The sequence below is a fragment of the Lacinutrix jangbogonensis genome, from assembly GCF_000797445.1.
In the GTDB taxonomy this organism is placed as follows: Bacteria; Bacteroidota; Bacteroidia; order Flavobacteriales; family Flavobacteriaceae; genus Lacinutrix; species Lacinutrix jangbogonensis.
This window is the reverse complement of record NZ_JSWF01000014.1, coordinates 183,107-202,787: the sequence shown is the minus strand read 5'-3', so window position 1 is coordinate 202,787 and position 19,681 is coordinate 183,107. Positions and strand designations below refer to the sequence as shown.

General features: G+C 33.3%; 16 protein-coding genes. 5 read left to right on the top strand and 11 right to left on the bottom strand.

Going from position 1 to position 19,681, the window contains the following annotated elements; translation table 11 throughout:
- Positions 1–110 precede the first annotated feature (110 nt).
- Positions 111–1,127: an acyltransferase gene (locus RH82_RS01560; protein ID WP_034057491.1), complete on the top strand. Its 1,017-nt coding sequence runs from the start codon at positions 111–113 to the stop codon at positions 1,125–1,127.
- A gap of 84 nt (positions 1,128–1,211) precedes the next feature.
- Here the strand turns inward: RH82_RS01560 and RH82_RS01555 are convergent, their stop codons facing one another.
- Positions 1,212–2,153 carry an NAD-dependent epimerase/dehydratase family protein gene (locus RH82_RS01555; protein ID WP_034057489.1) on the bottom strand — a complete coding sequence of 314 codons (942 nt, stop codon included), beginning with the start codon at positions 2,151–2,153 and terminating at the stop codon, positions 1,212–1,214.
- Between the two features lie 250 nt (positions 2,154–2,403).
- Here RH82_RS01555 and RH82_RS01550 point away from each other — a divergent pair, with 250 nt between their 5' ends.
- From RH82_RS01550 to RH82_RS01540, 3 genes are read left to right on the top strand one after another with little or no spacing between them, the layout of a single operon-like run.
- Positions 2,404–3,117, top strand: a complete 714-nt coding sequence (locus tag RH82_RS01550) for a glycosyltransferase family 2 protein (RefSeq protein ID WP_034057487.1) — start codon at positions 2,404–2,406, stop codon at positions 3,115–3,117.
- On the top strand, positions 3,117–3,740 hold the full coding sequence (locus RH82_RS01545; RefSeq protein WP_034057485.1) for a lipid-A-disaccharide synthase N-terminal domain-containing protein: 624 nt from the start codon (positions 3,117–3,119) through the stop codon (positions 3,738–3,740). Before RH82_RS01550 ends, RH82_RS01545 begins: the two co-directional genes overlap by 1 nt.
- Positions 3,733–5,367: an ArnT family glycosyltransferase gene (locus RH82_RS01540; RefSeq protein ID WP_034057483.1), complete on the top strand. Its 1,635-nt coding sequence runs from the start codon at positions 3,733–3,735 to the stop codon at positions 5,365–5,367. Before RH82_RS01545 ends, RH82_RS01540 begins: the two co-directional genes overlap by 8 nt.
- Here the strand turns inward: RH82_RS01540 and RH82_RS01535 are convergent.
- From RH82_RS01535 to mnmA, 6 genes are all read right to left on the bottom strand, one after another.
- A complete protein-coding gene (locus RH82_RS01535) occupies positions 5,354–5,926 on the bottom strand; it encodes a phosphatase PAP2 family protein (protein ID WP_034057481.1) in 573 nt (190 codons plus the stop codon). The genes RH82_RS01540 and RH82_RS01535 overlap by 14 nt on opposite strands.
- A gap of 67 nt (positions 5,927–5,993) precedes the next feature.
- Complete coding sequence (locus RH82_RS01530) at positions 5,994–6,221, bottom strand: hypothetical protein (protein ID WP_034057479.1); 228 nt, start codon at positions 6,219–6,221, stop codon at positions 5,994–5,996.
- A gap of 13 nt (positions 6,222–6,234) precedes the next feature.
- Positions 6,235–7,626, bottom strand: coding sequence for an MATE family efflux transporter (locus RH82_RS01525; RefSeq protein ID WP_052158148.1), 1,392 nt, complete (start codon positions 7,624–7,626; stop codon positions 6,235–6,237).
- A 372-nt stretch (positions 7,627–7,998) separates the two neighbouring features.
- Entirely contained in the window at positions 7,999–8,961 is a 963-nt protein-coding gene (locus tag RH82_RS01520) for an NAD(P)H-dependent flavin oxidoreductase (RefSeq protein ID WP_034057477.1), read from the bottom strand.
- Between the two features lie 25 nt (positions 8,962–8,986).
- Entirely contained in the window at positions 8,987–10,597 is a 1,611-nt protein-coding gene (locus RH82_RS01515) for a S8 family serine peptidase (RefSeq protein WP_034057475.1), read from the bottom strand.
- Between the two features lie 24 nt (positions 10,598–10,621).
- The gene (gene mnmA, locus RH82_RS01510; protein WP_034057473.1) at positions 10,622–11,812 is read right to left on the bottom strand and encodes a tRNA 2-thiouridine(34) synthase MnmA; all 1,191 of its coding nucleotides are present in this window, start codon (positions 11,810–11,812) and stop codon (positions 10,622–10,624) included.
- A gap of 205 nt (positions 11,813–12,017) precedes the next feature.
- Here mnmA and RH82_RS01505 point away from each other — a divergent pair, with 205 nt between their 5' ends.
- Positions 12,018–12,998 (top strand): fasciclin domain-containing protein, encoded by a 981-nt coding sequence (locus RH82_RS01505; protein WP_034057472.1) that lies wholly within the window; start codon positions 12,018–12,020, stop codon positions 12,996–12,998.
- 118 nt (positions 12,999–13,116) lie between these two features.
- On the opposite strand, the gene RH82_RS01500 is transcribed toward RH82_RS01505, so the two are convergent.
- From RH82_RS01500 to RH82_RS17565, 4 genes are all read right to left on the bottom strand, one after another.
- A complete protein-coding gene (locus RH82_RS01500; RefSeq protein WP_034057470.1) occupies positions 13,117–13,821 on the bottom strand; it encodes a toxin-antitoxin system YwqK family antitoxin in 705 nt (234 codons plus the stop codon).
- Positions 13,822–13,968: 147 nt separating this feature from the next.
- A complete protein-coding gene (gene yidC / locus RH82_RS01495) occupies positions 13,969–15,873 on the bottom strand; it encodes a membrane protein insertase YidC (RefSeq protein ID WP_034057469.1) in 1,905 nt (634 codons plus the stop codon).
- Positions 15,874–16,031: 158 nt separating this feature from the next.
- Positions 16,032–17,648: a CTP synthase gene (locus RH82_RS01490; protein ID WP_034057468.1), complete on the bottom strand. Its 1,617-nt coding sequence runs from the start codon at positions 17,646–17,648 to the stop codon at positions 16,032–16,034.
- Between the two features lie 343 nt (positions 17,649–17,991).
- On the bottom strand, positions 17,992–19,446 hold the full coding sequence (locus tag RH82_RS17565; RefSeq protein WP_052158147.1) for an Lcl domain-containing protein: 1,455 nt from the start codon (positions 19,444–19,446) through the stop codon (positions 17,992–17,994).
- Positions 19,447–19,681 lie beyond the last annotated feature (235 nt).

The window sequence follows — 19,681 nt, the reverse complement described above, 5'->3', positions numbered from 1 at the left end:
GATTATAATAGTTACTAATGATTTGGGTTGATTTTGTGAACAAATTAGTATAAATTCGTTGGCCATATGATAAAAATATTAGCTTTTTATAAACTAAACACCGTGCACCATTGAAAGGGAAACTATCTTGGTTAGATAATGTTAGAGTAATCTCAACGATCGCGGTGGTTATTTTGCATGTGTCATCACCAATTCTATATAAGTATGGAGAAATCCCTGTAAGGATATGGAATATAGGAAACCTCTTTGATGGAGCGACTCGATTTTGTGTTCCTGTGTTTTTTATGATTAGTGGTGCACTGTTATTGAGTAAAGACTACGAATTAAGTTATTTTATCAAAAAAAGATTTTGGAGAATCATACCTCCATTACTATTTTGGAGTCTGATTTATATATCTTATGATTATATAATACTGGGTGAAAACTCCTATTCACTTATAGATACTATAAAGTTAATAATAAGAAAAATATTTTACGGTAGTAAATTCCATCTATGGTTTGTATATACGTTATTGGGGCTTTATTTATTTATTCCGATATTAAGGAAATGGATTAAAAACTCAAATGAAAATGAAATTCTATATTTTTTAGTCATTTGGTTTGCAACAATCCTTTACAGTATACCACATTTCAAGATGTATTTCCCAAAAATCCCATTAACTAATTTTACGGGTTATATTGGATATCTAGTATTAGGTTATTACTTGTCTAATTTTAAATTAAAATATAAATACACTCCAATCATATTTATAATATTAGGAATAACAATAACTATTTATGGCACATACTACATAACACAAAACAAAGGTGAATTTGCAGGTTATTTTTATGGATACTTAACCCCTAATGTAGCACTTAGTTCAATTGGTATATTTCTAACATTAAAGAATATTAGTATTAAAAACAAAATGATTAAAGCTATAATTTCATTTTTAAATAATCACAGCTTCGGCATATATTTAGCTCACATTCTTATCTTAACGCTTATAAATAAGCTTGGAATCAGTTGGGAATTCACTACCCCAGTAATTAGTATTCCCATAACATCACTAATTTGCATTTCACTTTCAAGCTTAACAATTTTTTTACTTCGCAAAATAAAGTATGGCCATTATATTTCAGGATAAAAACACTAATCTATGACTCTAATTTTTTTGTTTCTAAAATTCAGAAAACTACTAGGAATTCTTAACGACTCTTTGGGTATACAATTAAGTAAAATTAACCTTATACCATTCCACTTGCGCTTTCACGCCTTCTAATAAAGTAGTTTGTGGATTATAATCTAAAAGCTCCCGTGCCTTATCAATATTTGCCTTAGTTCGCAATTGATCTCCTATTCTAGCAGACACATGGTTTATTTGTATTGACTTACCAATAACAGCTTCTACAGCTTCAATACCTTCTTGAGTGGTGTGCTCGACTTCGGTTCCAAGATTAATAATTTGACCATCAACTTTGGGTTCATTTCCAATGACACTTACAATACCATCTACAATATCACCAACGTAAGTAAAGCTTCTTAGGTGAGACGCACTGCCTTCGTATAAAGGAAACTCCGTATTAGTAAAAGCGCAAGCAATTAATTTGGTATACATTTTTTCTGGACGTTCGCGTGGACCAATTACAGAATATAAACGCAACGAGCACGATTGAAACAATTTCTCTCTACTTTTCTGAAGTACTAATTGCTCTGCAGTTAACTTTGTTACACCATAATACGATGCTGGTTTTGGTACAACCGTTTCAGGAAAAGTCGCTTCTAAACCGTAAATTGAAGACGTCCCAATGTTTACCATTAACTGTAAATTAGAGAGTGTTAAAGCATAATCAATTAAGTTTTTGGTAGCTATAATGTTATTAGTAAAATAATCTTCGAATGTTGATGAAGCCGAAATACCTGGTTGTGCAGCAAAATGAAAAATATAGTTAACCTCTTTTGGAAGTACATCAACTAAACTATCTGCTCTTAAATCATGATTAATAATACTAATACCTTTGGCGTTAAGGGCTTTTTCATTTAAATGTTTCAGCTCCAAACTGTAATAATCATTAAAATTATCTAAACCAACCACATCATGCCCTAAACTTTTTAAGCGTTCGCAAGTGTGAGAACCTATAAAACCTGCTGCTCCTGTTACTAATATCTTCATATTTTAAATTCTATACCCAATAAACCTCAAGATAATACATTAGATTCGTTTCTATTTCCTTTATATTTCAATTTAAATATAATCTAAACTTGGCTATCATTCTATTTTCAAATTATCAAACAAAAACATAATTTAAATCTAATAGTTACCCTTTTAAAATCTGTTTGATATACAAAGAAACATATTTTATTTGATACTCATTTTCTATTCTTAAAAAAACAATACATTTGCATTACAATCAAGATTATTTATGACTTATCAATTTACAATTGTTGTTCCTGTGTATAATGAGGAAGATAACCTATTACGTGTAGAAACTGAACTTTTAGCCTACACCAAAATAGCAACTAAAACAACCAAAATTTTGTTTGTTAATGATGGTTCTAAAGATAAAAGCCAGTCAATTATTGAAGCTGTTTGCAATAGAAATCCAGAATTTTCATATATTTCCTTCAAAGAGAATAGAGGTTTAAGTGCTGCCATTAAAGCTGGTTTCGATTTTACAGAAACAGAACTCGTTGGATATATTGATAGTGATTTACAAACTGCTCCTAGCGATTTTAATTTACTTTTAGAACATATTGGAGAGAACGACTTGGTTACAGGCGTTCGCTCAAATAGGAAGGATAGTTTTGTAAAAAACATGTCGTCTAAAATAGCAAATGGTATTCGTAGAAGTTTTACACACGATGGTATGGATGATACTGGTTGCCCTTTAAAAGTAATCAAAACAGATTTCGCTAAGCGCATTCCTATGTTTAAGGGTTTACACCGTTTTTTACCAGCTATGATTTTATTACAAAACGGAATCATAAAACAAATTCCTGTACAACATTTTCCAAGAGTTGCAGGTGAAGCAAAATTTGGCGTTTGGAACCGGTTAATTGGACCATTAATGGACTGCTTTGCTTACTTATGGATGAAAAAAAAGTATATTAACTACACTATTGCTAAACAAAAATAATGAGTGATTGGTTAATATATAGTGTTGGGTTTTTAGCTCAAATTTTATTCTCATCGCGTCTCATAATTCAATGGATTTCGAGTGAAAAAACCAAACGTGTTGTCACGCCAACTTTATTTTGGACATTGAGTTTAATGGCTTCTTTTCTTCTTTTTATTTATGGCTATTTACGAGACGATTTTGCTATTATGCTTGGTCAAGCACTCACCTATTTTATATACATTAGAAATTTACAGCTCCAAAATCAGTGGAAAAAAATTCCAATAATTCTGCGCTACGTGTTACTATTTATGCCTCTATTTGTTTCTATATTCTACTTTAATAACAACAGAATAGATGTCAATATTTTCTTTAAAAACGAAAACATTCCCTTTTGGTTATTAATCTTAGGCATTATATCGCAAACTATTTTTACTTTACGCTTCGTTTATCAGTGGCTATATTCTGAAAAACAAAAAGACTCTTCTCTACCTCTTGGGTTTTGGGCTTTAAGCTTAATAGGTTCACTCCTTATTTTAACTTATGCCATATTTAGAAAAGATCCTGTGCTTTTTGTTGGACATATTTTAGGCACCGTTATATACGTAAGAAATCTAATTATTCTAAAAAATCAGAATGTTTAAATACCTTAAACAACATCCTATACTTGCTATTTGCTTATTTGTAGCCATCATGCTCTTACCAAACTTAGACCTATTACAAGTCTCAATTATGGAAGCGCGAAACTTTATTACTGCACGCGAAATGCTTAATAACGACCATTGGTTTTTAACAACAATGAATACTGTTGCGCGCTACCAAAAGCCGCCTTTACCGTCTTGGATGTCTGCTTTTAGCGGCTTACTTTTTGGAATAAAAAGCCCTTTCGGAATGCGATTTCCAGCAGTTTTAATGGTCATGCTTTCAGGAAGTTTTATGTTCTATTTATCGAGAACCATTTTAAAAGGAAGAACCCATAGCATGATTAACGCATTCGTTTTAATCACTTCTTTTTACGTTATAGGAATTACTATTGAGGCACCTTCAGATATTTTTACACATGCTTTTATGCTCATGGCCATTTACTTTTTATTCAAGATTTTTAAATCTGAAACTAAAAGTTGGAAGCTTGTTATTAAAGCTGGCATATTCTTAGGACTCTCCATTTTAGCAAAAGGACCAATTTCTATTTATGCTTTATTATTACCGTTTTTAATTGCCTATGGATTTAGTTTTAAATACAAAAATATAACACAAAAACTGCCTTCGATTTTAGGTGTCATTGTATTAGGCTTAACCATTGGTGGCTCTTGGTATTTGTATGTTAAATTAAATGACCCTGCAACATTAGATGCGATTGCAACGCGAGAAACAAGTACGTGGACAGGCTATAATACCAGACCTTTTTACTATTACTGGAGCTTTTTTGTACAAAGTGGCCTTTGGACCATTCCTGCTTTTATCTCCTTGTTGTATCCTTATCTAAAAAAACGTGTCAGCCATTTTAAAGCTTATAAATTTAGTATACTTTGGACTATTACCGCAGTTGTTTTACTGTCGTTAATACCCATGAAGAAATCTCGTTATTTAATGCCTGTATTAATTCCGTTGGCGTTTAATATTGGATTTTATATTGAATATTTAATCAGGAAGTTTAAAACGTTAAAAGACAAACGAGAAACATTTCCTGTCTATTTTAATTTTGGATTAATTGGGGTTTTGGGTATTGCGTTTCCAGTTGTTATGTTTGTGTTATTTAAAACTGAATTGCAAGAACATTTATTCCGGTTCGTATTAGCATCTGCAGTTTTATTTACTATTGGAGTATTCATTATATTTAAACTAAAAGCAAAAGACATCAAAACCGTTTTTCTATTAACGGTGCTCTTTTTTGTCTCCGTAATTATCTTTGTTTTACCACTTTCTGAAGCCTTTAAAAATGAAAAATTTAATAGCCTGTCTTCTTTAAATAAAGAAAACCAACAACGCGATCTCAAACTATTTGCAATTAATTACATCGCTCCAGAAACCATTTGGGATTATGGCGATATAATACCTGAAATTAAAAGAGAAGCAAAAGCTTATGTGTTTCCAAAGGACAATACCTTTGGAATACTAGTTAATGCTATGAGTCCAGAAAACGAAGTAGAAATTCGCAATAAATACACTATGAAAGAAATTGGAACTTACGATTTAAATCACTTCGGTAGCAGTTCAAAACAAAACAATACGCGTTTAAAAAGCGTATTTTACATTCTTACTTTGAAATAGAAAATCGTTTTAACACATACGTTGCTAGTTTATAAAAAATAAACCCAGAAAACACTCCAAATAACATTCCTGAGACAATATCTAATGGGAAATGCACACCCACATAAATTCTACTATAAGCCACTACAACGCTCCAAAAGACTAATATAAATATTAGATTTTTATAATATGGTTTTAATAACAAACCAGCGAAAATAGCTGCTGCCATAGTATTAGAAGAATGCCCAGAAAAATAGCCATACTTGCCACAATAAGCAGCAACCATTCTCATTTTATCCATAATACCATCTGTTCTGCAGGGCCTCAAACGCATAAAACCATCTTTAAATTGATTTGTAATTTGATCTGTAAATGTTACCATTAATACAATTACCAAAATCATAAACAGCATTCCTTTTACCCCTAGTTTTTTAAAAACCAAAAATAACAAAAGTGCATAAAGCGGTGCAAAAGTAAATTTATGAGTGATTATAAGCCACAAATTATCCCATGTTTCACTTCCTAAATTATTTAGAAATAAAAAGAGTTCTTTATCGTATTGTAGTAATTGTTCTAACATTGAACAGATTTAAAATTATTAAAAAAATCGCCTCGCTGCTAAAAACCGCCTCGCAATAACAGTAATATTAACCGTCGTAACGTGCTACTTCTCTATCGTAAAAAGCTGTAGCTTCTGTGATCATGTTTTCAGTTTCCATTTCCAGTTCTTTCTGGTCGTGTTGATCAAAATCTTCTAACCACTCCACCTCATCATCTTCTAAGTTTATTATAAACATTGGAAACTCTGTATGGATTACATAAATAGCGTTTGGAAAATCGGTGTTATCACCTAGTATGAATTTTGGAAGTGTCATTTGTTGTTGTTCGTTATTTGTTTGTTGTTAATTCGTTTGACAAAATTAGCTTTTTTGTAAGATAGTTAAATCGAATATATAATAAAATTGAAGCCGTAGTTAAACCTGCTAATAATCCTAACCAAATACCAAAACTGCCATAAGCGTCCTCTTTCCCTAAAAACCAACTAACAGGAAAACCAATAAGCCAATAGGACACAAATGTTATTAAGGTAGGAATTTTTACATCTTGTAAGCCTCGCAATGCTCCTAATACAACCACTTGAATACTATCACTTATTTGAAAAATGGCTGCTGCTAATAATAATTTTGAAGCTATTGATACCACTTCCATATTATCATCAAAATTTACAGCGTCATCAAAATCGACATAAATTCTAGGCAAGTAATCATGAAATATGGCGAATAAAAGGGCAAAACCAACAGCGAAAACTGTTCCTAATAAGAATAACGAAAACGCAATACGACGCAACTCATGATATTTCTTTAATCCTTTTTGGTTACCAACGCGAATCATTGACGCAACACCTAATCCCATAGCTACCATAAACGTCATAGAGCTAAGGTTTAATGCAATTTGGTTTGCTGCTTGTGGATTCTTTCCTAATAAACCACTTAACCATATGGCAGCTGTAAAAATGGCAACTTCAAAGAACATTTGCATAGCACTTGGCGCTCCCAAATTTATAATTTTTTTTAGCATTAAGGTATCTAAAACAAACAGTTTTATATTGCTTACAAAGGCTTTCGACTTGTCTTTTTTCTTTAACAAATACCACAAATACCAAAGCATAATAAATCGTGAGACTACCGTTCCATAAGCTGCTCCAACAATCCCTAATTCTGGAAAACCAAATTTTCCGAAGATGAATAAATAGTTTAAAACAACATTTATAATATTACCAAGAATGGTTGCATACATTGGATATTTTGTCATAGACAAACCATCACTAAATTGTTTAAACGCTTGAAAAATAATTAACGGAATTAAAGAAAAAGCCACCAAATCTAAATATGGTAATGCCAATTCTACAACCTCAACAGGCTGTTTCATTAAATACATTAATGGCTTAGCGAAAAATAGTAATAAAAACAATAAAACACCTAAAACAGAACACAAAAAGAGACCATGCTTAAATGCTGATTTTCCTTGTGCAAAATCCTTAGCAGAATCTGCTTCTGCTACCAAAGGTGTAATGGCTGTGCTAAACCCAATTCCAAGAGACATGGCTATAAACATAAAACTGTTTCCAAGCGATACTGCTGCCAGTTCTGCTGTACCCAGTTGACCAACCATAATGTTATCAACAAAGCTTACAAATGTATGACCAAGCATACCGAGCATTACTGGTGCTGCCAGTTGCCAATTGTATTTAAATTCTTTAGTATAGTTGCTTAAAACCATTTGGCAAAAATAGTGCTTAGGTTTTGGTTTTTGGATTTTATTTTTGAAGAATTTTTTAAGTTACATATAAGTTAAAACACTTTTTGATTCTCTTACTCTGAAAATGTTAATTTATTTTAAATTCAAAAAACAGTTCCCAAAAGAAAATCCTCCTATAATTATCCCAACCGGTATTCACTTTTGAAAAAGTCCTGTATATTCCGTATTGCAAATCAAATCGCTAGAAACAATTTTTAAGATAAAAGCATCAATAATGATTCTAATCTCTTTAGAAAATAAAAACGCACAAATAGAAAGAACTAAGTTGAATTAATACGAAAACAAGATAATATTTCTTAATTTTTTATTACATATTCACTTTTATATAGATGCTTATAAACAAGAAACACTAGCCTTCGCTTCCTCAAATTCACTAACCATTTCCTCAACAATATCCTTGACAGACTTAATCTCATGTATTAATCCTGCAATTTGTCCAATCTCTAATTCGCCATCTTCTAAATCACCTTCAAACATGCCGCGTTTTGCTCTTGCTCTTCCTAACAATTCTTTAAGTTGTTCAGGAGTTGGTGCCGTTTTGTACAATTCTTGTAACTCGTTATAAAACTTGTTTTTTATTAAACGTACAGGTGCTAATTCTTTTAAAGTTAATTGTGTATCTCCTTCTTTTGCATCTACTACAACTTGCTTAAAACCGTCATGAGCGCTAGATTCGTTACTAGCAACAAAACGGCTTCCAACTTGTACAGCATCTGCTCCTAAAACCATACACGCTAACATGGCTTTTCCGGTTGCAATACCTCCAGCCGCAATTAATGGAATTTGCAACTGCTCTTTTACCATTGGTATTAAAGTTAGCGTTGTCGTTTCATCACGACCATTATGTCCTCCAGCTTCAAAACCTTCTGCAACTATAGCGTCTACTCCTGCGTCTTGCGCTTTTAAAGCGAACTTTACACTACTTACAACGTGTACAACTGTTATACCTTTGTCTTGTAACCATTTGGTCCATGTTTTTGGGTTTCCGGCGGAAGTAAATACAATCTTCACACCTTCTTCAACTATAATATCCATAATCTCTGTGATATTAGGATACAGCATCGGTACGTTTACACCAAAAGGTTTGTTGGTTGCTTTTTTACATTTTTGAATGTGCTCGCGTAATACTTCAGGATACATACTTCCTGCTCCAATAAGACCAAGAATTCCAGAATTACTTGCTGCAGATGCTAATTTCCAACCAGAATTCCAAATCATTCCAGCTTGGATGATTGGATATTTTATATTGAAGAGTTTTGTTATTTTGTTTCCGGTGTTACTTTTTGTTTGTTTCATTTAAAGAAATTCCTGTTAGAACAGACTAATTAATTATTAATTTTAATGTTTTAGAAAAACCATCGGCCTCTACTTTTAATAGATAAACACCTTTTGAAAAATGACTAACATTTACTTTTCGCTGGGTTTGCGAAACTTGGCTCTCTAGCACTTTTTTTCCAAGAATAGTATAAAAAATCAGGTTACCACTTTCGTAAATTGATGGCAATTGTACATTTAACTCATTAGTTACAGGATTTGGAAACACTCTTAAAATAGTTGCGCTAATAGGAAACTCATCTACCGACAATCCTTCGTTTAAAGCCAAAGACAAATCAGGGATACCATAACCTATAAAATAATCAGGATTATTAAATTGTGATGCAGATTCTCGTACCAACTGCATAATTTCAGCATTATTAAAATTTGGTAACGCTTGCCATAAACAAACTAAACCACCAGCCATAATTGGTGAACTAAAAGAAGTGCCGCTAGCTGTTGCTATTATATTATTCTCTCCAATAACATAACTAGATTGTCCTTGTGTTGCTACATCTGGCTTTTGAGTAAGTTGGATAACACTACCTTGAGAGCTAAATCCTGCATAATTCCCATTGGCATCTACAGCTGCAATGGTAAAGCTTCCTGGTGCATCTCCTGGTGCACTAATACCACTTGCTCCAGAATTTCCTGCCGAGGTTACTATAAGCATACCTTTTTCGAAAGCAATATTCGCACCTTTAGAGATATACGTTGTTAAACCATCCAAATCAGCAGCGCTGTGAGAATAATTTGTATTGTCATAATTTTTATAACCTAAAGAAGTATTTATGACATCTACACCTAAACTATCAGCCCGCTCTGCAGCTTCTACCCAATAACTTTCTTCTACAGGATTTTCGTTTGGCGCGTCTTCTGTAATAAATAAATAATATTGTGCATCTGGAGCAGTACCCACGAAATCATCTTGAATAAAACCTGCCATATCGCTAAAAACCAATGTACCGTGATTACTTGTAGTATTTAAATAAACATCGACATCACGTGCAACAAAATTGTAAGTTCCTAAAATGTTTCCAGCATCTCGAACATACTGAAAACCTGCAATATTGTCTACACCTGGAAAACCGGCATCAATAACAGCTACTGTCATTCCCGATCCGGTATAATCTGCAATATGCAAATCATCACCATTAAACATCTGTATTTGGTTTAAGGCATCACCATAGTTAAAAACTGCGCGTACTCTCTCATTTTTAAAATCCGATTTAAGTTTGCTTGTTCCCGTTTTAGCATTTAGATTATTGTCAGCAAAAATAATTTCATTTACGAACATAAGATTTTCCAAAGCCAAAATATCCACTTCCAAACCACGCACGTGAACAGCATTAAACCATTTCGATTTGGCTAAAACTGTTATTCCCATTTGCGTTTTTAATTGCGAAATATAATTTTCATTTACTGGAACATCTCGTTCATCGATGGTAACATTATGTGCACTTTTTCTATCAATAGCATGTTGTGTAAGTATGGATATCGGGTTGGATATTGAAGTTTGTACGTTTTCCTTATCTGCTAAATAAACCCAAGCATCCTCTTGAGCAATAGCATTAAACTGAAAACATAGCATAACCAATAATGCAATTTTCTTAATCATGAGATATGGTTTATTTACTACAAATTACGAAATCACACCAGAACCAACTAATTCGTCCTCTAAATACCAAGCCACAAACTGACCTTCAGTAATTGCAGATTGTAAGTTTTCGAATTCTACATACAATCCAAATTCTACTTTGTGCAGCATCGCATTCTCTAGGGGCTGACGATAACGAATTCGTGCTAAAACACTTAATGTTTCATCTGTTTTTAATGCTAGATCTGGTCTTACCCAATGCAACTCTTCGTTAGAAACAAATAATGCTTTTTTATATAAACCTGGATGTCCTTTGCCTTGTCCAGTATAAATTACGTTTTCTTTTACGTCTGTATCAATAACAAACAATGGCTCCACTTTTCCACCAACAGATAACCCTTTTCGCTGACCTTTAGTAAAATAATGAGCACCTTGATGTTTACCTACTACTTCTCCATCTGCCACTGCATATTCTGGTTTTCTAGATAAATATTGAAGTTCTTCTGTTTTTGTACTGAAAGACTTCTGAGTCGTGTTATAATTAAAATTATCCTTTGGGATCTCAACGATAACGCCTTCTTTTGGTTTTAATTGTTGCTGAAGAAAATCTGGCAAACGTACTTTACCTATAAAACATAAACCTTGAGAGTCTTTTTTATCCGCAGTAATTAAATCGGCATTTGCAGCAATCTCACGTACTTCTGGTTTTTGAAGTTCTCCAATTGGAAACAATGCCTTCGCTAATTGCTTTTGAGATAGCTGACATAAAAAATAAGACTGATCCTTGTTATTATCCTTTCCAGCTAACAATTGAAAGACTTCCTTTCCATCTTTTTCTATCACTCCTTTTCTACAATAGTGACCAGTGGCAACATAATCTGCACCAAGGTCTAAAGCAATTTTCATAAAAACGTCGAACTTTATTTCTCTATTACAAAGTACATCTGGATTTGGCGTGCGTCCCATTTCGTATTCATTAAACATATAATCTACAATACGTTCTTTGTATTGTTCGCTTAAATCTACAGTTTGAAAAGGAATTCCTAGTTTTTCGGCAACCAACATAGCATCATTACTATCATCAAGCCATGGACATTCATCTGATATTGTTACAGAATCGTCATGCCAGTTTTTCATAAAAAGACCAATAACTTCATAACCTTGCTCTTTCAATAAATAAGCTGCAACGCTAGAATCTACACCACCAGAAAGTCCTACAATTACTCTTTTTTTCATGTTTTTTTCCTAAAAATTAGGACTGTTTTTATAATGATTGCAAAGATACAAGATTTAATTTTTTTGACAGCAATATTCTTTTTTCAAAAACCAAAGCCGTTTTGTTGTTTAACATTTCGTGTAAAACATTTAACAAAATTTTTGTATCTTATTGTTTAACCTTTTTTTAATTTTGTGAAACATAAAAACAAAAAAAATATTAACTATGAAAAATTTAAGAAAACTTTCAATTTTATTATTAGTCGTGACATTATTCTGGTCATGTAGTAATGATGATGACAACAATGTTGCTGTAAATACACCGGTAGCATTAAACATTGTGCAAACTGCACAAGCTACAGGAGATTTAAGTAGTTTAGTAGCTGCTGTTATTGAAGCAGATTTAGCGACTACGTTAAGCGGCCCAGGTCCATTTACAGTATTAGCACCAACAAACGCAGCTTTTGCAGAATTTTTATCGGCAAACGGTTGGGCTAATGTTACTGAAATACCAGATGCAGCTTTAACACAAGTGTTATTAAACCACGTAATTAGCGGAACTGTAGATGCTGCAACATTAACTGGTTTAGGTGCAGGTTACTCAAACACTTTAGCAGATGGCGCTGGTGGAAATAAAATGAGTATCTATTTTGACACATCAAGTGGTGTTAAATTTAATGGCTTAGCATCTGTATCAACTGCAGATGTATCGGCATCTAATGGAATTGTACACATCGTTGACAAAGTAATTACGTTACCAACATTAGCTACTTTTGCAACAACTAATCCTGCATTAGCAGATTTAGTAACGGCTTTAGGATCTGCAGATTCTCAAATGCCATCTCCAATGCTAGTCGCTACTTTAGCTGATGCTACGGCTGGACCATTAACAGTGTTCACACCTACTAATGCTGCGTTTGACGCCTTATTATTAGAATTAGATCCTACTGGAGGAACTGGATTGGGAGATATAGCTCCTGCAACTGTAGAAGCAGTATTAAACATACACATTGTAGGTGGAAATATAACTTCTAATGATTTAACTACAGGTCCTGTTACAACTTTAGGAGGAACAATTAATGTTGACACTTCAAACTTTACTATTACAGATCCATTATCTAGAGTCACAAATATTGTAACTACTTTAATAAATATTCAAGCGGTGAATGGAGTTGCTCATGTTGTTGATAAAGTAATTAGACCATAAAAGAAATTAAAATATTAAATGACAACTATTTAGTTTGAGAATAGCAAACTAAAGTCACACCATATAAAAAGCGCTTTGATTAATCAAAGCGCTTTTTTTGTTATCTAGTGCTAGCTTGTTATTTTTTTTTTCTTTTAGGATATTTACTACGTCTAGTAAAATCTTTTTCTTTTACAAATTTTCCATCTTTATAGAATTTCCAAATACCATGCCGTCTATCCTTTTGATATACGCCTTCCATTTCTATTCTCCCTTGAGAATCGAAAACTTTAGAAGAACCGTGTAATTGACCGTTTAAGTAATTAAAGGTTCTAAGCACTTTTCCAAATTCAGAATAACTACGCGATTCTCCAACCAATATTCCAGAGCTATAATTATCTTGCTGTGCTAATTGTCCACTTAAGTAATATGTTTTCTTTGAACCTTCAAGCTTTCCTCTATTATCAAAAAACTCTTCAGTCATAACAACCTTAGATTTATTATGAAAATAAATCCACTTACCAACATAGGTTTTCCCACGCATGTCACCTACGCTAATAAGATTTTTGGTAGATGAGAAAAACTTCACTTTTGCTAAATCATTTTTTGAACTAAATGCTCTGGTAGCTGTTAAAACCGGTTTATCGTCTATTTTTTTATAGAATTTAAAGGTTCCAACTTCGCGTCCATGATTAAACTCGCCTTCATATCTTATTACATTTGTGCCTTCAAAATTCTTACTCCACTTGCCATGGCGGTTTCCGTTTGAGTCTTTTTTATTAATGTCTTGCGCGAAGGTTAAGGTTGAAACTAAAGCTAAGATTACAATTATTAGTTTTTTCATGTTTTGAGTTTTCTTGTGGATTCCGCATCACGTGCGGAATGACCTATCAATAGTATTATAACGATTAATAAATCATCAAATTGTATTAAACAAAAAAGCTGCCAAACTCTATAAATTGAATGGCAGCTTTTTAAAAATTTATAATTCTTACTTCTTATTTTTCTTCTGTGATTGTTTTTGCTGCTCTGCCTGCTCCATCATATTTTTCATTTTTTTCTGAAATTTACTCTCTTTTTTAGGCTTCGCTTTTTGAACTTGAATTTTTGCAAGAATTTTATCTTCATCTAAAATATAATTCTTAATCACAAGTAAAATACCAATACTAATTAAGTTAGATATAAAGTAATATAAACTTAAACCTGACGCGTAAGAGTTAAAGAACACAATCATCATAATTGGTGCAAAATAAATCATGTACTTCATCATTTTGGCCATATCTGGCATCCCTTCTTGCTGTGGTGCAGACATTTGTTGTTGTCCTGTTGTTAACTTCATATAAAAGAAGATGGCAACACCAGCTAAAATTGGAAACAAACTGATATGGTCTCCGTAAAGAGGAATACTAAAACCATCAGGGAATTGGTAAATAGAATCGAAAGATGATAAATCGTCTGCCCAAAGAAACTTTTTCTGTCTTAATGCAAAAGCTACTGGGAAGAACATAAATAAAGCATAAAATACTGGCATTTGAATTAATGCTGGTAAACATCCCGCTAACGGACTAGCACCTGCCTTATTTTGCAGTGCCATTGTCTCTTGCTGCGCTTTCATCTTATTGTCTTTATGCTTCTCCTTAATAGCTTCTAATTCTGGTTTTAGAATTTTCATTTTCATTTGCGACAAATACTGCTTGTATTGTACAAAAGACATGGCTAATTTAATAAGTACCGTCATTACAATAATGGCAACACCGTAAGGTAGATAAGAACTTAAAAAAGTAAATAATGGAATAAATAAAAACTTATTAATCCAACCAAAAAGTCCCCAACCAAATGGAATACTTTCTTCTAGATTTTTTTCGTAGCTACTTAACGTTTTACTTTCTGTTGGGCCATAAAACAACCCGAAATTTTGGTTTAACTCATTTCCGGTTAAAGCTAGAATGGTTTTTGCTCCAAACCTTTTTGTGAATAAAGTATCTATTTTCTCGTCTTCTACTAAATCTTTAGATGTTAATGTTACCGATTTTAATGGCGTATCTGAAACTAAAATAGTACTGAAAAAGTGCTGTCTAAACGATAACCAATCTAAATCTTCAACGGTTTCTTCATCTTCACCAGCTTGAGATAGTTTGTCTACAGAACCATCATCATGTTGATACGTTAAACGCGTGTAACGGTTCTCGTAACTTATACTTTCGTCATGACGCTTACTGGTTTGATACCAGTCTAATTTAATATCTTGAGAGCCATTGATTACAGTGTTTAAACCTTGAGATTTAATAGTAAAATCTATCATGTAATCGTTAGGTTTGATTACATACAAATACTCTAAGAACTTAGTTTCCGACACTTTCAATTTCATAGAAACTAAAGTGTTTTCTCCGTTTTTAGTTACTAGAGATTGAAACGGTAAATTTTTGGTGTTTAATATTCGACTATCAGTTGTTCCGAAATTGATATTAAAACTCGCATTGTTTTCTTTTACTAAGTAAATAGGAATAGAATCGAAATCGACGAATTTGCTAAGCTTAACTTCAGATAAATGGCCTCCTTTTTTTGAGAATATTAAGTGAAGCACTCCATTATCTACAGTTACATCCTGAGAAGCCAAACCAGCTGCATAAGCAAAAGCACCTAATTTATTTTGAGCTGCCAATTGTTGTAACGAATCTCCAGGTTGTACATTAGAGAAGTCTTCTACAGCAACAGTTTTTACATCTTCTTGAGCTTCAACTTTAGCTTTTTCAGCTTCAACTTGTTCTTGTTTTACTTTTTCTTCTGCTGCTTTTTCTTCTGGAGTTGGTTGGTTACTCCACATCATGAATAATAAAATTCCAAATATAAGTACAAAACCTATTATCGATTTTACGTCTAATTTCTTTTCTTCCATATTATTTCCGTCTTTCGACTTTGCTCAAGATAAACTCCAGCGGTAATCTAGTTAGTTATTTCAAAAAACCTGTATGTTAAAAAACAAACAGGCTTTATACTTTCAACACTTACTCTTCAAAAAGTAATCCGTTATTTATTTTATGCCAAACTGACACCTTAGTTATTTTTCTTATGCTTTAAAGCAGCTGCTACAAAGGCTACAAAAAGAGGATGTGGACTCTCAACAGTACTCTTATATTCTGGGTGGTATTGCACACCAACAAACCAAGGATGGCTTGGTATTTCTACTATCTCGACAAGGTTTGTATCAGGATTTAAACCTGTTGCAATCATCCCTTTATCTTCTATTTGCTTTTTATAATCACTATTAAACTCGTAACGATGTCTGTGACGCTCTTTTATCGTTTTTGTATTGTAAACTTTTCCAACAATACTATTGCTTTCCAATTTACAATCCCAAGCACCTAATCGCATAGTACCACCTTTATCTGTAACGTTTTTTTGATCTTCCATTAAATTAATAACAGGATTGGCTGTATGCTCATCCATTTCTGAAGAGTTAGCATCTTTTAAGCCCAATACATTACGAGAAAACTCGATAACTGCCATTTGCATACCTAAACAGATTCCAAAAAATGGAATGTTATGTTCACGAACATATTTTATAGCATCAATTTTACCTTCAATACCACGTTCTCCAAATCCTGGTGCTACTAAAACACCGTCTAAATGAGATAACATTGCTTTTACATTGTCTTCATTTAAATATTCAGAATGAATAGATTCTACTGTTACTTTAACCTCATTTACTGCGCCTGCATGAATAAAAGCTTCTAATATCGATTTATAACAATCTTGAAGCTCTACATATTTACCAATAAGCCCAATAGTAACTTCGGATTTAGGATTTTTATGACGCTTTATAAAGGTGTTCCATTGTGTTAAATCTGGTGTCTTTCTTTCTAAACTTAACTTTCTAAGAACCACAGTATCTAAACCTTCTTCTAACATTAAATTAGGGACATCGTATATTGTCGATGCGTCTATAGATTGTATTACAGAATCTGGTGTTACATTACAAAAACGTGCTAATTTATGACGAATATCTTGAGACAGCTCGTGTTCTGTTCTACACACCAAAATATCTGCTTGCACACCACCTTCCATTAGTGTTTTCACACTGTGTTGTGTTGGCTTTGTTTTTAATTCTCCTGCTGCAGCTAAATATGGCACTAAGGTTAAATGTATAACCAAAGCGTTATTTTCACCAAGCTCCCATTTTAACTGTCTCACACTTTCTACATAAGGTAAGGACTCTATATCACCAACGGTTCCACCAATTTCTGTAATTACAATATCGTAATCCCCAGAGCGTCCAAGTATTTGGATTCTGTGTTTTATTTCGTCTGTAATATGTGGAATAACTTGAACCGTTTTACCTAAAAATTCGCCACGGCGTTCTTTTTCAATAACACTTTGATAAATACGTCCCGTGGTTACATTATTTGCCTGACTTGTAGGCACGTTTAAAAAACGTTCGTAGTGCCCTAAATCTAAATCTGTTTCTGCACCATCATCTGTTACATAACATTCACCATGCTCGTACGGATTTAATGTTCCAGGATCTATGTTAATATAGGGATCTAATTTTTGAATTGTAGTTCTGTAACCTTGTGCTTGAAGAAGCTTCGCTAAAGAAGCTGCTATTATGCCTTTTCCTAGTGAAGACGTTACTCCTCCAGTTACAAATATGTATTTTGTTGTAGTTGCCATTGTGCGTTGTTAAACGCGAGCAAATTTACAATTTTTAGTTGAAACCTTAGAGATTTATAAGTTTATTTTTAGATGAATTTAGGGTTGGTATTTTATGTTATAGGAATTGTATTAGACTTGACTTTGTAAAAAAAATCAGCTAACTTCGTTTAACATCTGATAAAAAACATTAAAACAATTTTTTATCAATGAAACATTACCATTAATTATTCCATACTAAGAAAATCTAGCATCATTCTTTATGTAAACCAAAAAAAACCAATAGTAACTGTTACGATACGATTAGTTTTTTTATTTTTTTAAACCGGTCGCTTACGCGACTTTTATTTAAATTGATAAATAACTAAAAAGCCCGAACCGCACGCACATAGAGTGCGTTGAACTTATTGGAGCCGTTCTGAACACCATTGTTGAAATACTGAATCCACGCGGCATTGTTAAGGTACTCCGTAGAACTCCAGTAGAAAACATTAAATGGAGTAAACCCAGCGACAGCCTCTAAAGTTGCTTTATTATCATACATTTCGTTTAACTCCTTAGCACTTGGTAAAAACCATTCAGATCCGTAAGAGCGAGCAGCTAAAGCAGCAGGGGCTGTAGGGCAATCATTTAGTATATTATTTGTATTACTTAGACCATCTCCTATTTCTGCACCGAGGCCAGAAGGAAAGGAAGTCACATTTGGTACGTTTGGTAAATCTGTACCAAAACAACCCCATTCTCTAGTACTGGGGTAATCTGAAAAAGCACAAACCAAACCGTGACGGTTATCTGCTGGGTCTACCCAAAACACAACTCCACCTGCTCTTAAGTCGCCTACTCTTGCCGAAGTTTGAGATTCTAATAGTGTTATTTGAGATTGTAAATCTGTTATTAGGTTTATTACACTATCGTCCCAGGAAGCAAGACCATCTGCATCTGAGGTGAGTATCTTTCCAGCTCCCTGCGTGCCATCTGCTATTTTTATATCTCCGGCAACATCTAGTTTCGCTGTAGGGGCATGAAGACCGATACCTACATTTCCGCTAGAATGATTCATTGACAAAATAGAACCGTTTATAAAAGCACCTCCATCATCAGAAAGAGATCCAAAATAGGTGGTACCCTCACCGCTTACATTTTCATTAACAAGTACCATCGTTTTTTGAGCACTTGAACCCGTTAAATTTTCCAGAAAAATCCTTGCCCCTGAATTGCTGTTGGTTGAAAAGATCATACCATCTCCAAATGATGACGTCAATAAAGATGTGCCACCACGCTGAATGTGTAGCGCTTTTAATGGGGATTCTGTACCAATACCCACATTAGTACCATCATCAAATAGTTGAGAATCACCTAAAGCAGTGCCATCTATAGATTTAGGTAAAAAATGAGTCGTACCGCTATTTCCCAAAACAGCTGTTGCTGTTTTGGCATGTAAGGCATAAGGCACACTCATAAATTGTGTTGTTCCTACGCTTACATAAGTACTACCATTTGCGAGGTCAATACTAATTTCTAGGAAATGTAAATCGTTTGCCCAATCTATCGTATTAAAAGTATCAGCGCTTGTGCCTTGACCTACAATTAGATTAAAAACACCATTAGCATTTGTTGTAGGACTATGTGTTTCGGTATAAATAACAGCACCTGCAATAGTTGTTTCGCGTAATTGAATTTGTACACCAATGGTAGTGCTTACCATTATATCACCAGCAGCATCTTTAGCTACTGCCTGATAATTGAAGCCTTCTGGCGTTTGGGCATACATCCCTACTGTAAATAACAGTAATAGAACTATTGAGGTAGCTTTCTTCATAGAGTTGGTTTTTTAGTAAGATTTCAAAAATCATAAAAATACAAATAATATTTCAAAGAATATATACGCGTTACTACGTAGAAAAAATTATAGTTTAGCCCAAAAAATACAACTCATTTTCCAAGTAACAAAGAGCTATTAAGCTCAGAACAAATCCAATAGTGAAAAATAGTAATTTTTAGTTCAGTGGTGGATAGGGCGTGCCGTAACTAATGGTAACAACGTATAACAAAAA

Excerpts from the sequence above, each read along its gene's own strand:
- RH82_RS01520 (WP_034057477.1), bottom strand. The coding sequence starts at position 8,961 with ATGAAACAAACAAAAAGTAACACCGGAAACAAAATAACAAAACTCTTC.
- RH82_RS17565 (WP_052158147.1), bottom strand. The coding sequence starts at position 19,446 with ATGAAGAAAGCTACCTCAATAGTTCTATTACTGTTATTTACAGTAGGG.
- RH82_RS01535 (WP_034057481.1), bottom strand. The coding sequence starts at position 5,926 with ATGTTAGAACAATTACTACAATACGATAAAGAACTCTTTTTATTTCTA.
- RH82_RS01505 (WP_034057472.1), top strand. The coding sequence starts at position 12,018 with ATGAAAAATTTAAGAAAACTTTCAATTTTATTATTAGTCGTGACATTA.
- RH82_RS01550 (WP_034057487.1), top strand. The coding sequence starts at position 2,404 with ATGACTTATCAATTTACAATTGTTGTTCCTGTGTATAATGAGGAAGAT.
- RH82_RS01540 (WP_034057483.1), top strand. The coding sequence starts at position 3,733 with ATGTTTAAATACCTTAAACAACATCCTATACTTGCTATTTGCTTATTT.
- RH82_RS01515 (WP_034057475.1), bottom strand. The coding sequence starts at position 10,597 with ATGATTAAGAAAATTGCATTATTGGTTATGCTATGTTTTCAGTTTAAT.
- RH82_RS01490 (WP_034057468.1), bottom strand. The coding sequence starts at position 17,648 with ATGGCAACTACAACAAAATACATATTTGTAACTGGAGGAGTAACGTCT.
- RH82_RS01545 (WP_034057485.1), top strand. The coding sequence starts at position 3,117 with ATGAGTGATTGGTTAATATATAGTGTTGGGTTTTTAGCTCAAATTTTA.
- RH82_RS01530 (WP_034057479.1), bottom strand. The coding sequence starts at position 6,221 with ATGACACTTCCAAAATTCATACTAGGTGATAACACCGATTTTCCAAAC.
- RH82_RS01525 (WP_052158148.1), bottom strand. The coding sequence starts at position 7,626 with ATGGTTTTAAGCAACTATACTAAAGAATTTAAATACAATTGGCAACTG.
- yidC (WP_034057469.1), bottom strand. The coding sequence starts at position 15,873 with ATGGAAGAAAAGAAATTAGACGTAAAATCGATAATAGGTTTTGTACTT.
- mnmA (WP_034057473.1), bottom strand. The coding sequence starts at position 11,812 with ATGAAAAAAAGAGTAATTGTAGGACTTTCTGGTGGTGTAGATTCTAGC.
- RH82_RS01555 (WP_034057489.1), bottom strand. The coding sequence starts at position 2,153 with ATGAAGATATTAGTAACAGGAGCAGCAGGTTTTATAGGTTCTCACACT.
- RH82_RS01500 (WP_034057470.1), bottom strand. The coding sequence starts at position 13,821 with ATGAAAAAACTAATAATTGTAATCTTAGCTTTAGTTTCAACCTTAACC.